Raw genomic sequence first — 16,798 nt, 5'->3', positions numbered from 1 at the left:
GTCGGCTACCTTCCAGCCGGAGTCGGCGAGAAGGCCTCAGGCTCATCGCGATTCGAACTTCGACAGTGATGTCGTGGCACACAAGATGAAGGGGACGGTTCGCGCTTCGTTCGCAACCGAGATCAGGAGAAATCGATGACAGAGAATCCGCCGCCCGGCGGCTATCCGCCACCGCCACCGGGCGGTTACCCGCCACCGCCGCCGCCCGGGGGCTACCAGTCGCCACCTCCGCCGCCGCCCGGCAGCGGTTTCGGGCCGCCGCCCGGCGGCGGTTTCCCGCCCCCGACGCACGCCCAGGGCAGCTACCCACCCCCTCCGCCACCGGGGATGCCCAGCGGCGGCTTCGGACCGGAGGGCGGATTCCCGCCGGCGGCTCGGCCGTCACTCACCGTCGGTGAGGCGTTCAACTGGGCGTGGAACAAGTTCAGCAAGAACGCCATCCCGCTGATCGTCGCGACGCTGGTCTTCGCCGTCGTGATCATCGCGCTGCAGAGCATCATCAGCATCGTGCAGATGCTGGTGTCGCCCGGAGACACCAGCTATGTCGCCGACGACAGCGGCCTGTCGTTCTCGTATGCCACCACCGGTGTCGCCGGCATCCTGGTGTCGATCGTCGGTTGGTTCCTGTCGTTGATCGTCGGAGCCGCCATCCAATCGGCGTTCCTGGGCGGTATCTTCGACATCGCCAACGGTCAGCAGGTCACGGTGGGGTCGTTCTTCCGGCCGCGCAATATCGGCAACGTGATCATCGCCGGACTGATCGTCGGCGTCATCACCACCATCGGGTTCTTCCTGTGCATCGTGCCGGGCGTGATCGCCAGCTTCCTGCTGATGTTCACCACCATCGCGGTGCTCGACCGCAACCTGTCACCGATGGACGCGATCAAGTCGAGCTTCGAGACCGCCAAGAACAACGTCGGTCCGGTGTTCTTGATCTGGCTCACCAGCATCGCGGTGGTCCTGGTCGGCGCGCTGCTGTGCGGTGTGGGCCTGCTCGTGGCGGCACCGCTGGCCGCCCTGCTGCTGGTGTACACCTACCGCACCCTCAACGGTGGCTACGTCGCGCCCGCCATCCCGTAACTCCTGACCTGGCCGATGTCGGCGTGTCCGCCTGACGCGGACACGCCGACATCTCGTTGTGCCGCAGTGCGGCCCGGGGATGATGGGGTCGTGAACCGAACTGCGCCGGGCCTTGGGCGCCGGGCCTACGCGACGTGGACGGCGCGGGTGGCGGCCACGGTCATCGACGTGATCCCGCTCTGCCTCGGGTGGGGAATCTGGGAGGCCGTCGCGATCAGCAGCACCGCGATGGACTGTGTCACCTTCGACAACGGTGGCGTCGCGTGCGCGTCGGTCACCACGACGGCGACCGGCGTACTGGCAGCGCTGATGTTCGTGCTGTCGGCGGCCTACCTGCTGTGGAACTACGGTGTCCGCCAGGGCTCCACCGGCACCAGCCTGGGCAAGTCGGTGCTGCGCTTCCGCGTGGTCGACGAGAAGACTTGGCAGCCAATCGGATTCAGCGCCTCGCTGTTACGGCAGCTGGTGCATGTGGTCGACGCGGCCGCCTGCTTTCTCGGCTTTCTGTTCCCGCTGTGGGATGCCAGGAGGCAGACCCTGGCCGACAAACTCGTCGGGACCGTATGCGTGGCCACCGGAAGGCGCTGACGCCGGTGAGGGGCTCCCGTTGGCCCCCAAAAGGGTTCGGCATTCGCGGGCGATCTTTGCCTGGCTCGGTTGATCACTCGAGTGCGGCCCGTCGAATACCGCGCGGGTGCCGACGTAGTCCAGTGTCGTCTGCAGACAGTGCCGTGCCGCGCCGACTGCGCCGGGCGAAGCATACCCCCGGGATTGGAGCCGAAATCCGGCGTGGCGGTCGTCGGCGATGACTGGTGGGCAGACATGCCCACGTTGTACACAGCTAGCCTTGGCAGTCATGAGTGAGCAGCGCAGCGCGGCCGATCATTACCGGGCTTACGGGCCGGCCACCAAGGCCATTCACGCCGGTTACCGGCCCGACCCGGCCACCGGCGTGGTCAACCCGCCGATCTACGCCAGCTCGACCTTCGCCCAGGATGGGGTCGGCGGGCTGCGCGGCGGCTTCGAATACGCCCGCACCGGCAACCCGACCCGCTCGGTGCTGGAAGGGGCGCTCGCGGCGATGGAGGGCGCGTCCTACGGACGCGCGTTCAGCTCTGGCATGGCCGCCACCGACTGCGTACTGCGCGCGGTGCTGCGTCCCGGCGACCACCTGGTGATCCCCGACGACGCCTACGGCGGCACCTTCCGGCTGATCGACAAGGTGTTCAGCCTGTGGGGCATCAGCTACACCGCGGTGGCTTTGTCGGATCTCGACCGGGTGCGCGCGGCCGTCACCGACCGCACCAAGCTGATCTGGGTCGAGACGCCGACCAACCCGCTGCTGTCGATCGCCGACATCGCCGGCATCGCCGAGGTGGGCGCGGCGACGGGGGCGAAGGTGCTGGTCGACAACACGTTCGCGTCGCCGGCGCTGCAGCAGCCGCTGTCGCTCGGCGCCGACATCGTGCTGCACTCGACGACCAAGTACATCGGCGGGCACTCCGACGTCGTCGGGGGAGCGCTGCTGACCAACGACGAGGCACTCGACGACGCGTTCGCGTTCCTGCAGAACGGCGCGGGTGCGGTGCCCGGACCGTTCGATGCCTACCTGACCATCCGCGGGCTCAAGACACTCCCGCTGCGGATGCAGAAGCACAGCGCGAACGCCGCCGCGATCGCCGAATTCCTCGACGGGCACCCCGCCATCACGACGGTGCTCTACCCGGGCCTGCCCAGCCACCACAATCACGATGTCGCCGCCCGCCAGATGAGCGGATTCGGCGGGATGGTGTCGGTGCGGCTGCGCGGCGGCCCCCAGGCCGCCCGTGACTTCTGCGCCCGCACCGAGATCTTCATCCTCGCCGAGTCGCTCGGCGGGGTGGAGTCGCTGATCGAGTATCCGGGCGCGATGACCCACGCGTCGACCGCCGGTTCTCAGCTGGAGGTGCCCGACGACCTGGTGCGCCTGTCCGTCGGAATTGAAGACACCGCCGACCTGCTCGGTGACGTCGAGCAGGCGCTCGGCTCCCTCGGTTAGCTTCCGCTACAGCTGGACGTCGTACGACTAGACGAGTTGGGTCAGCGCTTGGCGGACCGCGGACGCCGTGACGGCGAGGTTCACCTCGGGCAGCCCGGTCGGTGACTCGTCGACCCAGCTGCCAAGCGCGATCTCCCCGGCGCGGGCATGCACCCAGCGCCAACCGCGGTCGTTGAGGCTCAGCAGCGCGCCGAGCCCGTCGACGGTGTGCAGCACGGTGATGACCGCGGCCGTCGCCGGTGCCGGCGGCCGCCGTTCGAACAGCGCGGCCATCAGCGCCGCGCGGGCTGCGTCCGCGCGGCCGCGATGGGTCAGCGGGTACGCGTAGGTACGACCGAACAGCTTGCCCGAGTGAGGGATTCGACGGATCTGCCCGCCGCGTTCCAGCTGCCCGGCGACGAGGTTCTCGCTGTCTCTGCTCAGCTTCTTGACGGCCTGGCCCGGCGTCAGGGGTTTGGCGCGCAGCAGCTCGAACGCCGCGGCCGTCAGCGGGTCCAGCGGACCGGCGGCGTCGAGCGCCACCAGTCGGCCCGCCGGAACCGGTTCGCCGGCCACCGCCGGACGCGCCCGGCATGCGTGTGCCAGGTCGAGCAGCATCGCGGCCGCGAGCGCACGCTCACGGCGCGGGCTGTCCAGAGCCGGTTGCGCGGACGCGTTGTCGACAAGCAGCAGGAACAGGTCCTCTGCGATCTGCGCCATGCGTCGGAGACTAACGCGGCGCGGCGAGGCCGCGGATCAGCCGCAGGCCGCCCCGCTCCGGTCAGCCGTGATACGGCTCGGCGCTGACCAGCGTCACCTTGACGGTGTTGCCGCTGGGCACGGTGTAGGTGCGCGACTCGCCGACCTTGGCGTCGATCAGCGCGCCGCCGAGCGGGGAGTTGGGGGAGTACACCTCGAGCTTGCCGTCGCTGACGCCCTGCTCCCGGGTACCGATCAGGAACGTCTCGGTGTCGTTCTCGTCGTCGTCGTAGTACACCTTGACCACCGAGCCGGGCAGTGCGATGCCGGACTGCTTCGGGGCCTCGCCGACCTTGGCGTTGTTGAGCAGCTCCTGCAGCTGGCGGATGCGGGCCTCTTCCTGGCCCTGCTGCTCCCGGGCGGCGTGGTAGCCACCGTTCTCCCGGAGGTCTCCTTCTTCGCGGCGGTCGTTGATCTCGGCGGCGATGACGGGACGGTTGGCGATCAGCTGGTCCAGCTCCGCCTTGAGGCGGTCGTAGGACTCTTCGGTCAGCCAGGTGACCTGAGTGTCGGTCATGTCCTGCTCCTGTCGTTGTTGCTTCCGCGCTTGTCGCGTTCGATGTCTGGCACGGCGCCGGGTGACTCGTGCGTGTATCGCCGGCATCGGCAGCGTCGGATCTGAGCTCCCAAATGCAGCAATACACGGCCCCAGCAGGAACCGTGTATCGGCCCAGCATAGCACCGTCGGATCGGGCGAACTTCAGAATTTTGTCGACGACCGTTGGGCGTGCAGACGGTTCTCAGCCACCGACCAGATACCCGGGGACGTCGATTCCACACCCGTAGACGTCGCCGATGACGGCCGGCCTGCTCGCCTTCACCGTGGTGGTGACCTGCACCGTCACGTCCGCGGACGGCGGCACGAGCACCTCGCGCCGCCCCGTCTCGTCGCCGTCGTAGGATCGGGCGCGCACGATGCACACCACCGGGCGCGACGGGTCGTCGCGGGTGACGCTGACGGTGACGTCGACGGTGTGCGGGTCTACCACCCGGTAGCCGGCGAGTTCGCCCTTGACCTCGCTGGAACCGAAGCGGCTGAACGCCACCATGGCGATGACGATGCCGGTCAACACCACCAGGACGGTCAGTCCGATGGCGATCCGGCGGCGCGCGCGCCGGCTGAGCCGCTGTTGTCCGTAGCGCTCGGTAGGGCGGTCGATCATCTCGTTTTGCATGCCCGTCGGTCGGATGGGTCTACTAGACCTGGAACTATAGGGCCACTCCCGTGGTTGAACTGAAGCGTGAGTGGGCAAGCAGAAAAACAGCTGATAAGGACGAGGTTGAGCGAACTGCGGTTGATGGCCGTGCACGCGCACCCGGACGACGAGTCCAGCAAGGGTGCCGCGACGATGGCGCGTTACGTCGATGAGGGCGTTCGCGTGATGGTCGTGACGCTGACCGGCGGGGAGCGCGGCGACATCCTGAATCCGGCGATGGACCTACCCGAGGTCCACGGCCGGATGCCGGAGATCCGCCGCGACGAGATGGCCAGGGCCGCGCAGATCCTCGGGGTCGAGCATCACTGGCTCGGGTTCGTCGACTCGGGGCTGCCGGAGGGCGACCCGCTGCCGCCGTTGCCCGAGGGTTGTTTCGCGCTGGAGCCGCTGGAGATACCGACCCGGGAGTTGGTGAAGGTGATCCGGGAGTTCAAGCCGCACGTGATGACGACGTACGACGAGAACGGCGGCTACCCGCACCCCGATCACATCAAATGCCACCAGGTCTCCGTCGCGGCCTACGAGGCCGCCGCCGACCACCTGCTGTACCCGGATGCCGGCGAACCGTGGAGCGTGTCCAAGCTGTACTACAACCACGGCTTCCTGCGGCAGCGCATGCAGATCCTGCAGGACGAGTTCGCCAAGCACGGCAAGGAAGGTCCGTTCAGCAAGTGGCTGGAGAGCTGGGACCCGGAGGAGGACCTGCTCGCCAAGCGGGTGACCACGCGGATCGAGTGCTCGAAGTACTTCGCTCAGCGTGACGACGCGTTGCTGGCGCACGCGACGCAGATCGACCCCAACAGCTTCTTCTTCACCACGCCGATGGAATGGCAGCAGCGGCTGTGGCCGACGGAGGAATTCGAACTGGCCAGGTCGAGGGTGCCGGTGGTGCTGCCCGAGACCGACCTGTTCTCCGGGATCGAGGAACGCTGATGAACGACGTCCTGACTCTGGGCCTGGAGCTGTTGACGGTGGCCCAGGAAGACGGTCCCCGCCAGACCGGGCCTGATTTCGGCAAGGCTAGCCCGTTCGGGCTGATCATCGTGATCCTGTTGCTGATCGCGGTATTCGGGCTGGTGTGGTCGATGAACCGGCATCTGCGCAAACTGCCGAAATCCTTCGACACCGCCGAGTCCGACGGTGTCGAAGGCGGTGCCGCCCCGGTCGGCGAGATCGGCGCCGACCCCGACCTGGCCACCGAGAATCCGGCCGACGGGACGGAACGTGGCTCGAGCTGACGGCTCGAGAAATTCCCTATCGCGGGCCACGAGCCCGTATCTGAGGCAGCACGCCGACAACCCGGTGCACTGGCAGCAGTGGACGCCGGACGCGCTGGCATGGGCTGCCGAACGCGACGTGCCCGTCCTGCTGTCGATCGGATACGCGGCCTGCCACTGGTGCCATGTGATGGCTCACGAGTCCTTCGCCGACGCCGAAGTCGCAGCGGCCGCCAACGAGAACTTCGTCTGCATCAAGGTCGACCGCGAGGAGCGTCCCGACCTGGACGCGGTGTACATGAACGCCACCGTGGCCCTGACCGGTCAGGGCGGCTGGCCGATGACGTGCTTTCTGACCCCTGACGGCAGACCGTTCTTCTGCGGCACCTACTACCCGAAGGGCACCTTCCTGCAACTGCTGGCCGCGGTCACCGAGACCTGGCGCACCCGCCGCGCCGAGGTGGAGGAGACGTCGGACAGGATCGCCGCCGAGCTGCGGTCGATGGCCTCCGGCCTGCCGGGCGGCGGCCCGGCTGTCGCGGCCCAGGTGTGCGACGGCGCGGTGGAGGCGGTGCTGCGCGACGAGGACACCGTCGACGGTGGGTTCGCCAACGGTCCCGGGCGCGCCCCGAAGTTTCCTCCGTCGGCGTTGCTGGAAGCGCTGCTGCGTCACCACGAACGCACCGGATCGTCCCTGGCCCCGGTGGTGCGGACCTGTGAGGCGATGGCGCGCGGCGGCATCTATGACCAGCTGGGCGGGGGCTTCGCCCGGTACAGCGTCGACGCGGCGTGGGTGGTGCCGCACTTCGAGAAGATGCTCTACGACAACGCCCAGCTGCTGCGGGTGTACGCGCACTGGGCACGCCGGACCGCGAATCCTTTGGCGCACAAGGTTCTTCACGAGACAGCGCGGTTCCTGCTCGACGACCTGCGCGACGGTGAGATGTTCGTCTCCTCACTGGACGCCGACGCCGCCGGGGTCGAGGGGCTGACCTACGTGTGGACCTCGGACGAACTCACGGAAGTGCTCGGCGAGGGTGACGGGCGTTGGGCGGCAGCGCTTTTCGGGGTGACCGAGGAAGGGACCTTCGACGCGGGCACCTCGGTGCTGCAGCTGCACACCGACCCGGACGACCCGGATCGCTTCGAGCGGGTGCGCACGGCACTGCGCGCCGCGCGGCGCCTCAGGCCGCAACCGGCGCGCGACGACAAGGTGGTGACGGCCTGGAACGGGTTGGCGATCACCGCGCTGGCCGAGGCGTCGTTCGCCGGCGCCCGGCCCGAATACCTCGACGCCGCAGCCGAAAGCGCCCGGCGGCTACTCGCCCTGCATGTGGTCGAGGGCCGGTTGCGGCGCTCCAGCCTCGGCGGCGTCGTCGGCGACAGTGTGGCGGTGCTCGAGGATCACGCCGCGCTGGCCACCGGTCTGCTGACACTGCACCAGGCCACCGCGGAGCCGGAGTGGCTGCATCACGGGTGCCGACTGCTCGATCTCGCGCTGGAGCACTTCGCAGACCCGGAGGTCCCCGGCCGCTGGTTCGACGTCGCCGACGACGCCGAGCAATTGGTGCTGCGACCGTCGGACCCGCTCGACGGTGCCACGCCCTCAGGCGCATCGCTGATGGCCGAGGCTCTGCAGCTGGCCGCGCATCTGGCGGCCGAACCCGCCGCGCAGCGGTACTCGGCGGCGGCCGAGGCCACCCTGGCCGCCGCGACCGTGCTGCTGGAGCGCGCTCCGCGTTCGGCGGGGCACTGGCTGGCGGTGTCCGAGGCCGCCGTGCGCGGTCCGATCCAGGTCGCGGTGGCCGGCGGCGCGGATTCGGCGCTGCTGGCGGCGGCGCGCAGGCTGGCGCCGGGCGGAGCGGTCGTGATCGGCGGCGAGGTGGATTCATCCGAGCTGCTGCGCGCCCGGCCCCGGGTCGGCGACGCGGACGCCGCGTACGTGTGCCGCGGCCGGGTCTGCGATATGCCCGTCACCACGGTCGAGGATCTCGCCGCCGCGCTCGGGCCGTCCGTGTAGCCTGCCGCTCATGAGTTTCGAGCCGGATGTCTTACAGGGTTTCGTCCAGCGCTATCTCGACACCGTCGCCGGCGGCACCGCCACCGACGTCGCTGCGCTCTACGCCGAGGACGCCACCCTCGAAGACCCCGTGGGCGGTGGTGAGGTGCACATCGGCCGGCAGGCCATCGCCGGCTTCTACAAGTCCATCGAGGCCGGCGGCCAGATCACCACCGAACTGCTGAACTTCCGCGCCGGCGGGCACGAGGCGGCGTTCGTGTTCGCGATCACCGTGGGCGGCGCGATGCGGATCGAGCCCATCGAGGTGATGACGTTCAACGGCGACGGCCAGATCACGTCGATGAAGGCCTACTGGGGCCCGCAGGACGTCACGCAGCTCTAGCGCGCCAGCCTTTTCAGCGCGAGCGTGCGTGTCTGAGGTGGACACGCCGGGCCAGAACCGGATTTTGCGCACGCTCGTCCGTCGTCCGGGAGTGCGATCGTCCGGGAGTGCCACATCCGGGAGTGCGATCGTCGGGGAATGCCATGGTCCGGCCGTCCTTCGCCGGTCGCCGCTGTCCCGGAGTGCCGCCACGGCGTCGCCTCTCTGCGCGCAGCAGACGGCGGAGCTTTGCCTTCGACTGCGGCCGCGCTCGTCGGGACCCCCCGGCTACGTAGTGGTGAGCGTGCGCAAAGTATAGGGTTGCCGCGGCGTGTCGCCCGCTGACACGCACGCTCGCGCCAGGTGACGCACGCTCGCCAGGTGACATGGTCGCGCCCATAGACGCACGCGCCCATAGGGAGATCAGAAGACGGCGAACCACATCGCGATGTAGTGGCAGATCGCCGCGACAGCGGTGCACGCGTGGAAGAACTCGTGGTGCCCGAACGTCCTGGGCCACGGGTTGGGCCACTTGAGCGCGTACAGCACACCACCAACGCTGTAGAGCGCGCCGCCGACGATCAGCAGCACCACCGCCGCCACCCCGGCGCCGTGCATGATCGGACCGATGAACCAGACCGCGACCCACCCCAGCAGGATGTACAGCGGTACCCCGAGCCAGCGCGGCGAGGACGGCCACAGCATCTTCAGCGCGACGCCGGCCAGCGCGCCGCTCCACACGATCCACAACAGCACCAGACCGTCGTTCTCGGGCAGCGCCAGTAGCGCGAACGGCGTGTAGCTGCCGGCGATGAACAGGAAAATCATCGAATGGTCGGCGCGCTTCATCCACTTGCGCGCCGTCACCGACGTCCAGTTCACCCGGTGATAGACCCCACTGACGGTGAACATCGCGACGATGGTCAGCGTGTAGATCAGCGTCGCGATGCCGGCGCGGGTGGACTGCAGCGACCACGACACGGCGACCAGTGTCGCGCCGCAGATCACCGCGATCACCGCCGAGTACACGTGAATCCAGCCCCGCAGCCTGGGCTTGCCCAGGAACTGCGCGACGCCGCCGGCGACGGCTTCGGGAAAGTCCTCGGCTTCCCGAGGTTCCCGCGGCGATTCGGCGAAGTACCACGGTTCGAGCGATGTCGGCATCTCACCTCCGCTGAGTGGCTCAGGAGCTTCCTCGCGTCACAGTAGTCTGGTTGATCGTGGACCTCATTCCGCGGCGCCTCAAAGAACCGATGTACCGGCTCTACGAGATGCGCCTGCGCCAGGGGCTCACGGCATCACGCTCGGAACTGCCCCGCCATATCGCCGTGCTGTGTGACGGAAATCGCCGCTGGGCACGTGAGTTGGGCCACGACGACGTCAGTTTCGGCTATCGCGCGGGGGCGGGCAAGATCGCCGAGATGCTGCGCTGGTGCCAGGAGGCCGGCATCGAACTGGCGACGGTGTACCTGCTCTCGACCGAGAACCTGCAGCGCGACGACGACGAACTGGCGGCGCTGATCGAGATCATCACCGAGGTGGTCGAGGAGATCTGCGCCCCGGCCAACCGCTGGACCGTGCGCACCGTCGGGGATCTGGAGTTGATCGGGGAGGAGCCGGCGCGCCGGCTGCGCGAGGCGGTGGCCTCGACCGACGGGAACGGCGGTGACTTCCACGTCAACGTCGCCGTCGGTTACGGCGGCCGGCAGGAGATCGTCGACGCGGTCCGCGCACTGCTGAGCAAGGAACTGGCCAACGGCGCCACCGGCGAACAGCTGATCGAGGCGGTGACGGCCGAGGGCATCTCGGAGAACCTGTACACCTCGGGACAGCCCGACCCCGATCTGGTGATCCGCACCTCGGGGGAGCAGCGACTGTCCGGATTCCTGTTGTGGCAGAGCGCCTATTCGGAGATGTGGTTCACCGAGGCGTACTGGCCGGAGTTCCGGCGGGTGGATTTCCTGCGCGCGCTGCGCGACTACACGGCACGCCACCGCAGATACGGACGCTGACATGCTCGCCCTGTCCGCGCTCGTGTTCGCACTGAGTTGGTGGCTGGGGCTGTATCTGCTCGCGCGGGACCCGCGCAAGACCGTGCTCGTGCTGGCGGCCGTCGGCCTGGCCAGCTTCGCGTCGGTGGTGGCGCTGGACGCCGTCCGGGTGGTGAGCGACTCCGCGGCGCTGAGCCGGGTCGAGATCTATCTGGTCGCGGTGCCCGGCATCGCGTGGTTCGCGGTGCTGCTGGAACTGTCCCGGCCCCGCGACACCTGGCGCAGCCGGGCCGGCGAGGTCGCCCTCGTCACGGGTGTGGCCACCGTGGCGTTCCTGGGGGCGGCGATGGCCGGCGACGTGCAAGGCCCGCTGCGCCTCGGACACTGGGTGTTGTTCGCCGCGGTGTCGGTGCCGTCGGTCGCCGCGATGGTGCGCGCCGTGCTGCGTCGCGCCCAGCCCGGCCCCGTCGTGGGTTTCGTCGTCGTCGCGACGCTGTTCTTCGCGTTGGGCAACGCGATCCTGGTGATCCCGCTCGGGCTGGTGCCGAGCTGGCTGGCATTGGCGTCCACCGGGTTCGACGTCGCGCTGCTCGGCATCGCCGTCGCGATCGGTGACGCGTTCGACGAGGGCCACGCGCTGCGCCGGGACATGCTGCGCTCCTTCGTGGGCACCACGGCCGTCGCGGTGCTCTTCGGTGGTCAGGTGCTGATCGCGCTGGCGGTGGCCGGCCGGTCGACGACGCTGACGGTGCTGTTGTTCACCAGCCTGGGGGTGGCGATCGCGATCAACGTGCTGGCCGATCCGCTGGCCGGACTACTGGACCGGCTCGCGTTCTCGCGTTCGCCGGATCTGCGCGCCGACCGCGCGGCGTTGCGCAACACCGAATCGGCGCTGCCATTGCGCTCGGCCAGCCCGCTCGACGGCATGGATGAGGACACCTTCGTGCGGGTCACCCGCCGCGCGCTCGGCCACTACGGCGACCTATCCAAGCTCGTCGCCAGTCCGCTGACCGCGCTGCCGGTCATCGACGAGCGGTTGGCCCGGCGCGGCGCACCCGATCAGCCGCTGGAACGGGCCAACGAGCTGCGGGCGCTGCTGGCCGAGCGGATCGCCGCGCTCAAGCCGCGCAACGGCGGGGATTTCGGCACCAGCGAGCAGTGGCGGCACTACAACTCGCTGTATTTCCCGTACGTGGTCGGCGTCCGTGCCTACGCGCAGAACGCGACGGCCGCCGGGCTCGATCCGCTCGCCCGGCAGGCCTGGCAGTGGTTCGTCACCGAGGTGCCCCAGCGCTCGCTGCACAACTGGCAGAACGCTGCCGCGCGCGTCATCGCCACCGACCTGCGCAGCAACCTCGTCGCCGCCCACTAGCGTCGGCGCAGGGCTGCGACCTGCGGTTGGCAGTAACTGGCAGCATGTGGTATCGACCTGGCAGCGGCCGCCACGGACGCTGTGAGCCATGACCGCCATCACCACCCGGCACCGCCCGGCACACCGTTCCGATGCGCAGCTGCTGCGCTTCGCGTTACGCGCCGACGCCACCCTGTGCGGCGGCGTCGGCCTGTTCGTCGCGATGGCCGCCGACGCGCTGTCCCGGTTGTCCGGGCTGTCCCCGACAGCCGAGTGGGTGGCCGGCGCGGCCCTCGTCGGTTACGGCGTGCTGTTGTACGGCGCGGCCGGTCTACGCGACATTCGGCGCGTCGGGATGGGCGTGGTCGCCGGCAACGCTGCGTTCACCCTGGCGACCGTCGTGGTGCTGGCGGCGGGCTGGTTGCCGCTGACGGCCTTCGGCATGGCCTCGGCGGCCGCGTTCACCGCCGCCACCGTCGGCCTTGCCGTTCTGCAATACCTCGGGTTGCGCCGGCTGGCGTGACCCGGACCCGAACTCCGGGTCCGGAGTCGCCGTCACAAGAGGTCGTGGCGTCGGCTCCGGAACCGGTCCCCGCTGCAGCGACTCGCAGCACCTAGAGGAAGGACTGCACGATGACCGCACTGACCGCCTCCACCACCACCGCCCGGGACGGGCTGCTCCGTTTCGCGATGCGCCTGGACGCCGTACTCGTCGGCGTGACCGGTGTGCCGTTCGTCGCGGCCGCCGGCTGGCTGTCGGCGCTGACCGGCATACCGGTGGCCGTCGAATACGCACTCGGGATCTTCTTCCTCGTCTACGGCGTGGTCGTCTACCGGCTCGCGGGTGTGCGGCGCGTCCGTCCGGGCGCGATCGCGACGATCACCGCCAACGCGCTCTTCACGGTCGGGTTCACCGCGACGGCGTTCGCCGACCTATGGCCGGTGACCGGCTGGGGCATGGCGATGCTGCTCGGCGGCGCCGCCTACACAGCCGTGATAGGGGCCGTCCAATACGCCGGACTACGCCAGATCAAAGACAGGTAGTCGACCACCTACACCGTCGCCGCGCCGCGCGCTCACACTGAGAACACGTCGGTCAGAGGGAGGTCGCCGTGTCCGTCACCGCAGATCACACCACCTCGGCGGACACGTGCGACCTCTGCGTCGTCGGCGCCGGGATCGCCGGGCTCAATGCGATGTTCGCCGCGAGTCGCTATCTGGGCCGCGACCAGAAGATCGTCCTCATCGACCGCCGCCCCAGCGCCGGTGGCATGTGGGTCGACACCTACTCCTATGTGCGGCTGCACCAGCCCCATCCGATGTTCACCGCGGGCAACATCGCCTGGACGCTGGGCCGGGAGCCGTCGTACCTGCCCGCCAAGGACGAGGTCCTCGCTCACCTGAACCACTGTCTTGACGAGATCAGGAAACGGGTGACGGTCGACGAGCGCTACGGCTGGGAGTACCGGTCCGACGAACCGTTCGCCGGCGGAGTCCGGATCACCTGCCGTACCCCTGACGGAGGCACCCGGGTGATCCAGGCCGAGCGGCTGATCAAGGCCTACGGCATCCGGGTGACGCCCAACGACCCGCTGCCCGTGTCGAGCAGGCGGGTGCGGTCGGTGTCGCCGGACACCTGCGATGTGCGCACCGGTGACATCGGCTCCAGCAGCAGTCCGGTGTACATCATCGGCGGTGGCAAGACCGCGATGGACACCGCGCACACGCTCATCACGAACTGCCCCGGCCGGGAGATCAACCTGGTGGCCGGCTCCGGCACCTTTTTCGCCAGCCGGGACAAGTTCTTTCCGTCCGGACGGCGGCGGTGGGTCGGCAGCACGCTGCTGAGCAGCATGGCCGTGGACATGTGCCGGCGGTTCGACGGCACCAACGAGCAAGAGGTCGCCGACTGGTTCCGCACCACCTATGGCACGTGGATGACCCCGTACACGAACAACTTTCTGCTCGGGGTGCTGTCCGAGGCGGAGAACAAGACCATCGCCGGCGGCATCCACGAGGTGGTGATGGACCATTTCGACGACGTCGTCGACCGCAACGGCGCCGCGGAGTTGGTCCTGCGCAGCGGTGCGTCCAGGCCCGTCGACAACGGCAGCTGGATCGTCAACTGCACCGGCTATCTGGACAACGGGGACTACCCTTACGAGCCCTACACGTCCGCGGACGGTGCTGTGCTGTCCATCCAAACGCGTTCGGCCACAATGCATCTGTCGTCGTTCATGGGTTATTTCATGACCCACCTGATGTTCCTGGACAAGGTGCGCGACGTGCCGCTCTACGAATTCGACCTGCAGGAGATGATGAACCGGCACAAGGCGGTGCTGCCGTATGCGATGTTCGCGCTGGCGCAGTACAACCTGGGTCTGATGGCCGATGTGATGCCGTCGAAGGTCTTCGGCGAATGCGGCCTGGACTTCGACCGCTGGTATCCGTGGCCGCGCCGCACTGCCGGCGCGCTGCGCTTCGTGCTGACCCACCGACGCGAACGGGCCCACCTGCGTGAGGTCCTCGACACCGTGCGGGAGCGGTGCGGCGTGCGCTGCGGGCCTCTGGACGGCCTAGGACCCGCCGCGCGCGCTACAACTTCCGAAGCCGCAGCCGGTTGATGGAGTGATCGGAGTCCTTGCGTAGCACCAGGGTGGCGCGCGGGCGGGTCGGCAGGATGTTCTCGATCAGGTTGGGACGGTTGATCGAATGCCAGATGTCACGGGCGGCGAACACGGCCTGCTCGTCGGTCAGCGTGGAGTAGTGGTGGAAGTGTGAGGCCGGGTCGGCGAACGCGCCTTCCCGCATCGACAGGAACCGGGAGATGTACCAGTTCTCGATGTCCTCGATGCGCGCGTCGACATAGACGGAGAAGTCGAACAGGTCCGACACCATCAGCGCCGGCCCGGTCTGCAGGACGTTGAGGCCTTCCAGAATCAGGATGTCCGGATGTTCGATGATCTGCTTCTCGCCCGGCACGATGTCGTAGAGAAGATGTGAGTACACCGGCGCGCACGCCGCGTCGGAACCCGACTTGACCGCGGTGACGAACCTCATCAGCCCCCTGCGGTCGTAGCTTTCGGGGAAACCCTTGCGGTGCATCAGGTTCCGTCTGCTCAGCTCGGCGTTGGAGTACAGGAACCCGTCGGTGGTGACCAGGTCCACGCGCGGGTGGTGCTCCCAGCGTGCCAGGAGTGCCTGCAGCACACGGGCGGTGGTGGATTTGCCGACCGCCACGCTGCCGGCCACGCCGATCACGAACGGCACCGGCCGGTCCGGGTTCTGTTGCGGCTCCCCGAGGAACTCCGCCGTCGTCGCGAAGAGCGCTTGCCGGGCCGCCACCTGCAGGTGGATCAATCGCGCCAGGGGCAGATAGACCTCTTCGACCTCGAGCAGGTCGATCTTCTCGCCGAGACCCCGCAGCCGGACCAGTTCATCCTCGGTCAGCTTCAGCGGTGTCGACATACGCAGCGCCCGCCACTGGGTCCGGTCGAACTCCACGTAAGGGCTGGGTTCGCTCAGCCGCGCCATGGCCACAGTCTTGCAGTTAGGTTGGGGAGCCATGGACGTAGGTATCGATTCTGGGGCTTCAGCATCCTTGGTCACCGAATACCTGTTGCTCGGGCTGCGCTTCGACCGGGTCGAGGAAGGCTATGTCGACTCGTTCACCGGCGACCCCGCCCTGAAGCGGATGGTGGAATCCGAGCCGCGGCCCGACCCTGCTGACCTGGCCCGTCAGGCCGAGCGGTTGCTGACCGAACTGCCCGCCGGCCTGGACGACGACCGGGCAGCGTTCGTCGGCTCCCACCTGCGCGCCCTGGCCTGCGCGGGACGCAAGTTCGCCGGCGAGCAGGTCGGGTTCGTCGACGAGGTGGAGGCGTACTTCGACGTCCGGATCAGCAAGGGCGATCCGGACAGGTACCGGCAGGCGCACGCCGCGCTCGACGAGGCGCTGGGCGGGAGCGGCCCGCTGGCTGAGCGCATCCAGGCCTACCGGGCGGCCGAGGAGATCCCGCCGGCCCGCCTGGAGGAGGCCATCCATGCGTTCTCCAGCGCCCTGCGGGACCGGGTGAGGGCCACGTTTCCGCTGCCGGCGCGCGAGACCATCACCTACGAGGTGGTGACCGACAAACCGTGGTCGGGGTTCAACTACTACAAAGGCGACTACCAGTCCACGGTGGCGGTCAACGCCGACCTCAAGCAGCAGATGTCGAACCTGCCGCGGCTGGTGGCCCACGAGTCCTACCCCGGTCACCACACCGAGCACTGCCGCAAAGAAGAACGGCTGGTGGCCGGTCGAAATCAAGCCGAGCAGACGATCTTCCTGGTCAACACCCCGCAGTGCCTGATGGCAGAGGGGCTGGCCGACCTGGCGCTGTACGCGGCGGTCGGACCGCAGTGGGGAAGCTGGGCGTCCGACATCTATGCCGACCTGGGTATGCGGTTCGACGGCGAGCGCGCGGCGGCGATCTCGGAGGCGACGGCCGCGCTGGCCGACGTGCGGCAGGACGCGGCGCTGATGCTGCACGACGAACACCGCGACGTCGACGACGTCGTCGACTTCCTGAAGCGGTGGCTGCTGGTCAACGACGAACGGGCCCGGCAGATGCTGCGGTTCCTGTCCTCGCCGCTGTGGCGGGCCTACACCAGCACCTACGTCGAGGGGTACCGGCTGCTGCGGGAATGGCTCGACGCGCGGCCCGACGGTGTCGGTCTGACCGAGCGGTTCCGCACGCTGCTGGACGAGCCGCTGATCCCGTCGTCGTTGCGCGCCGCCTGAAC

The 16,798-nt window shown here is 68.7% G+C and carries 18 protein-coding genes; 13 read left to right on the top strand and 5 right to left on the bottom strand.

Translation table 11 applies throughout. The annotated features are described in order from the left end of the window. The first annotated feature begins 135 nt into the window (after positions 1-135). The 3 genes from ACTWP6_RS18755 (at position 136) to ACTWP6_RS18745 (ending at position 3,118) form a co-directional block, all read left to right on the top strand. Positions 136-1,080, top strand: coding sequence for a hypothetical protein (locus ACTWP6_RS18755; protein WP_260754896.1), 945 nt, complete (start codon positions 136-138; stop codon positions 1,078-1,080). A gap of 90 nt (positions 1,081-1,170) precedes the next feature. Next, positions 1,171-1,668, top strand: coding sequence for an RDD family protein (locus ACTWP6_RS18750; protein ID WP_260754895.1), 498 nt, complete (start codon positions 1,171-1,173; stop codon positions 1,666-1,668). A gap of 268 nt (positions 1,669-1,936) precedes the next feature. Then, entirely contained in the window at positions 1,937-3,118 is a 1,182-nt protein-coding gene (locus ACTWP6_RS18745) for a cystathionine gamma-synthase (protein WP_260754894.1), read from the top strand. A 27-nt stretch (positions 3,119-3,145) separates the two neighbouring features. Here ACTWP6_RS18745 and ACTWP6_RS18740 read toward each other — a convergent pair whose 3' ends face one another. From ACTWP6_RS18740 to ACTWP6_RS18730, 3 genes are all read right to left on the bottom strand, one after another. Next, positions 3,146-3,817 (bottom strand): GOLPH3/VPS74 family protein, encoded by a 672-nt coding sequence (locus tag ACTWP6_RS18740; RefSeq protein WP_260754893.1) that lies wholly within the window; start codon positions 3,815-3,817, stop codon positions 3,146-3,148. Between the two features lie 61 nt (positions 3,818-3,878). Then, entirely contained in the window at positions 3,879-4,373 is a 495-nt protein-coding gene (gene greA, locus ACTWP6_RS18735) for a transcription elongation factor GreA (protein ID WP_260754892.1), read from the bottom strand. Between the two features lie 223 nt (positions 4,374-4,596). Beyond that, the gene (locus tag ACTWP6_RS18730) at positions 4,597-5,019 is read right to left on the bottom strand and encodes a DUF4307 domain-containing protein (RefSeq protein WP_260754891.1); all 423 of its coding nucleotides are present in this window, start codon (positions 5,017-5,019) and stop codon (positions 4,597-4,599) included. A gap of 117 nt (positions 5,020-5,136) precedes the next feature. Here ACTWP6_RS18730 and mca point away from each other — a divergent pair, with 117 nt between their 5' ends. Genes mca through ACTWP6_RS18710 form a run of 4 tightly spaced genes read left to right on the top strand, consistent with a single transcriptional unit; the run spans position 5,137 to position 8,692 of the window. After that, a complete protein-coding gene (gene mca / locus ACTWP6_RS18725; protein ID WP_260754890.1) occupies positions 5,137-6,006 on the top strand; it encodes a mycothiol conjugate amidase Mca in 870 nt (289 codons plus the stop codon). After that, positions 6,006-6,311 (top strand): hypothetical protein, encoded by a 306-nt coding sequence (locus ACTWP6_RS18720; RefSeq protein WP_260754889.1) that lies wholly within the window; start codon positions 6,006-6,008, stop codon positions 6,309-6,311. The genes mca and ACTWP6_RS18720 overlap by 1 nt, the downstream gene beginning before the upstream one ends. Beyond that, positions 6,298-8,310, top strand: coding sequence for a thioredoxin domain-containing protein (locus ACTWP6_RS18715; protein ID WP_443188478.1), 2,013 nt, complete (start codon positions 6,298-6,300; stop codon positions 8,308-8,310). The genes ACTWP6_RS18720 and ACTWP6_RS18715 overlap by 14 nt, the downstream gene beginning before the upstream one ends. A gap of 10 nt (positions 8,311-8,320) precedes the next feature. Beyond that, the gene (locus tag ACTWP6_RS18710; RefSeq protein ID WP_260754887.1) at positions 8,321-8,692 is read left to right on the top strand and encodes a nuclear transport factor 2 family protein; all 372 of its coding nucleotides are present in this window, start codon (positions 8,321-8,323) and stop codon (positions 8,690-8,692) included. A 402-nt stretch (positions 8,693-9,094) separates the two neighbouring features. Here ACTWP6_RS18710 and trhA read toward each other — a convergent pair whose 3' ends face one another. Beyond that, positions 9,095-9,835 carry a PAQR family membrane homeostasis protein TrhA gene (gene trhA / locus ACTWP6_RS18705; protein WP_443188477.1) on the bottom strand — a complete coding sequence of 247 codons (741 nt, stop codon included), beginning with the start codon at positions 9,833-9,835 and terminating at the stop codon, positions 9,095-9,097. 56 nt (positions 9,836-9,891) lie between these two features. Here trhA and ACTWP6_RS18700 point away from each other — a divergent pair, with 56 nt between their 5' ends. The 5 genes from ACTWP6_RS18700 to ACTWP6_RS18680 all read left to right on the top strand — a co-directional run bounded on the left by ACTWP6_RS18700 (position 9,892) and on the right by ACTWP6_RS18680 (position 14,637). After that, on the top strand, positions 9,892-10,683 hold the full coding sequence (locus ACTWP6_RS18700; RefSeq protein ID WP_443188476.1) for a (2Z,6E)-farnesyl diphosphate synthase: 792 nt from the start codon (positions 9,892-9,894) through the stop codon (positions 10,681-10,683). Position 10,684: 1 nt separating this feature from the next. Continuing rightward, a complete protein-coding gene (locus ACTWP6_RS18695) occupies positions 10,685-12,034 on the top strand; it encodes a hypothetical protein (protein WP_443188475.1) in 1,350 nt (449 codons plus the stop codon). A gap of 88 nt (positions 12,035-12,122) precedes the next feature. Continuing rightward, complete coding sequence (locus ACTWP6_RS18690) at positions 12,123-12,536, top strand: hypothetical protein (RefSeq protein WP_443188474.1); 414 nt, start codon at positions 12,123-12,125, stop codon at positions 12,534-12,536. 110 nt (positions 12,537-12,646) lie between these two features. Then, entirely contained in the window at positions 12,647-13,057 is a 411-nt protein-coding gene (locus tag ACTWP6_RS18685; protein ID WP_260754882.1) for a hypothetical protein, read from the top strand. A gap of 68 nt (positions 13,058-13,125) precedes the next feature. After that, positions 13,126-14,637 (top strand): FAD-dependent oxidoreductase, encoded by a 1,512-nt coding sequence (locus tag ACTWP6_RS18680; protein WP_443188473.1) that lies wholly within the window; start codon positions 13,126-13,128, stop codon positions 14,635-14,637. Here the strand turns inward: ACTWP6_RS18680 and coaA are convergent. Continuing rightward, positions 14,609-15,547 carry a type I pantothenate kinase gene (coaA, locus tag ACTWP6_RS18675; protein ID WP_260754881.1) on the bottom strand — a complete coding sequence of 313 codons (939 nt, stop codon included), beginning with the start codon at positions 15,545-15,547 and terminating at the stop codon, positions 14,609-14,611. The two genes, ACTWP6_RS18680 and coaA, sit on opposite strands and share 29 nt — an antisense overlap. A 31-nt stretch (positions 15,548-15,578) precedes the next feature. On the opposite strand from coaA, the gene ACTWP6_RS18670 reads away from it, so the two are divergent. Next, positions 15,579-16,796, top strand: a complete 1,218-nt coding sequence (locus ACTWP6_RS18670) for a DUF885 domain-containing protein (RefSeq protein WP_260754880.1) — start codon at positions 15,579-15,581, stop codon at positions 16,794-16,796. Positions 16,797-16,798 lie beyond the last annotated feature (2 nt).

It is taken from the genome of Mycobacterium sp. 4D054, from assembly GCF_052245755.1.
In the GTDB taxonomy this organism is placed as follows: Bacteria; Actinomycetota; Actinomycetes; order Mycobacteriales; family Mycobacteriaceae; genus Mycobacterium.
Note: the sequence above shows the minus strand (reverse complement) of the source record. Positions and strands in the feature narration are given on the sequence as shown.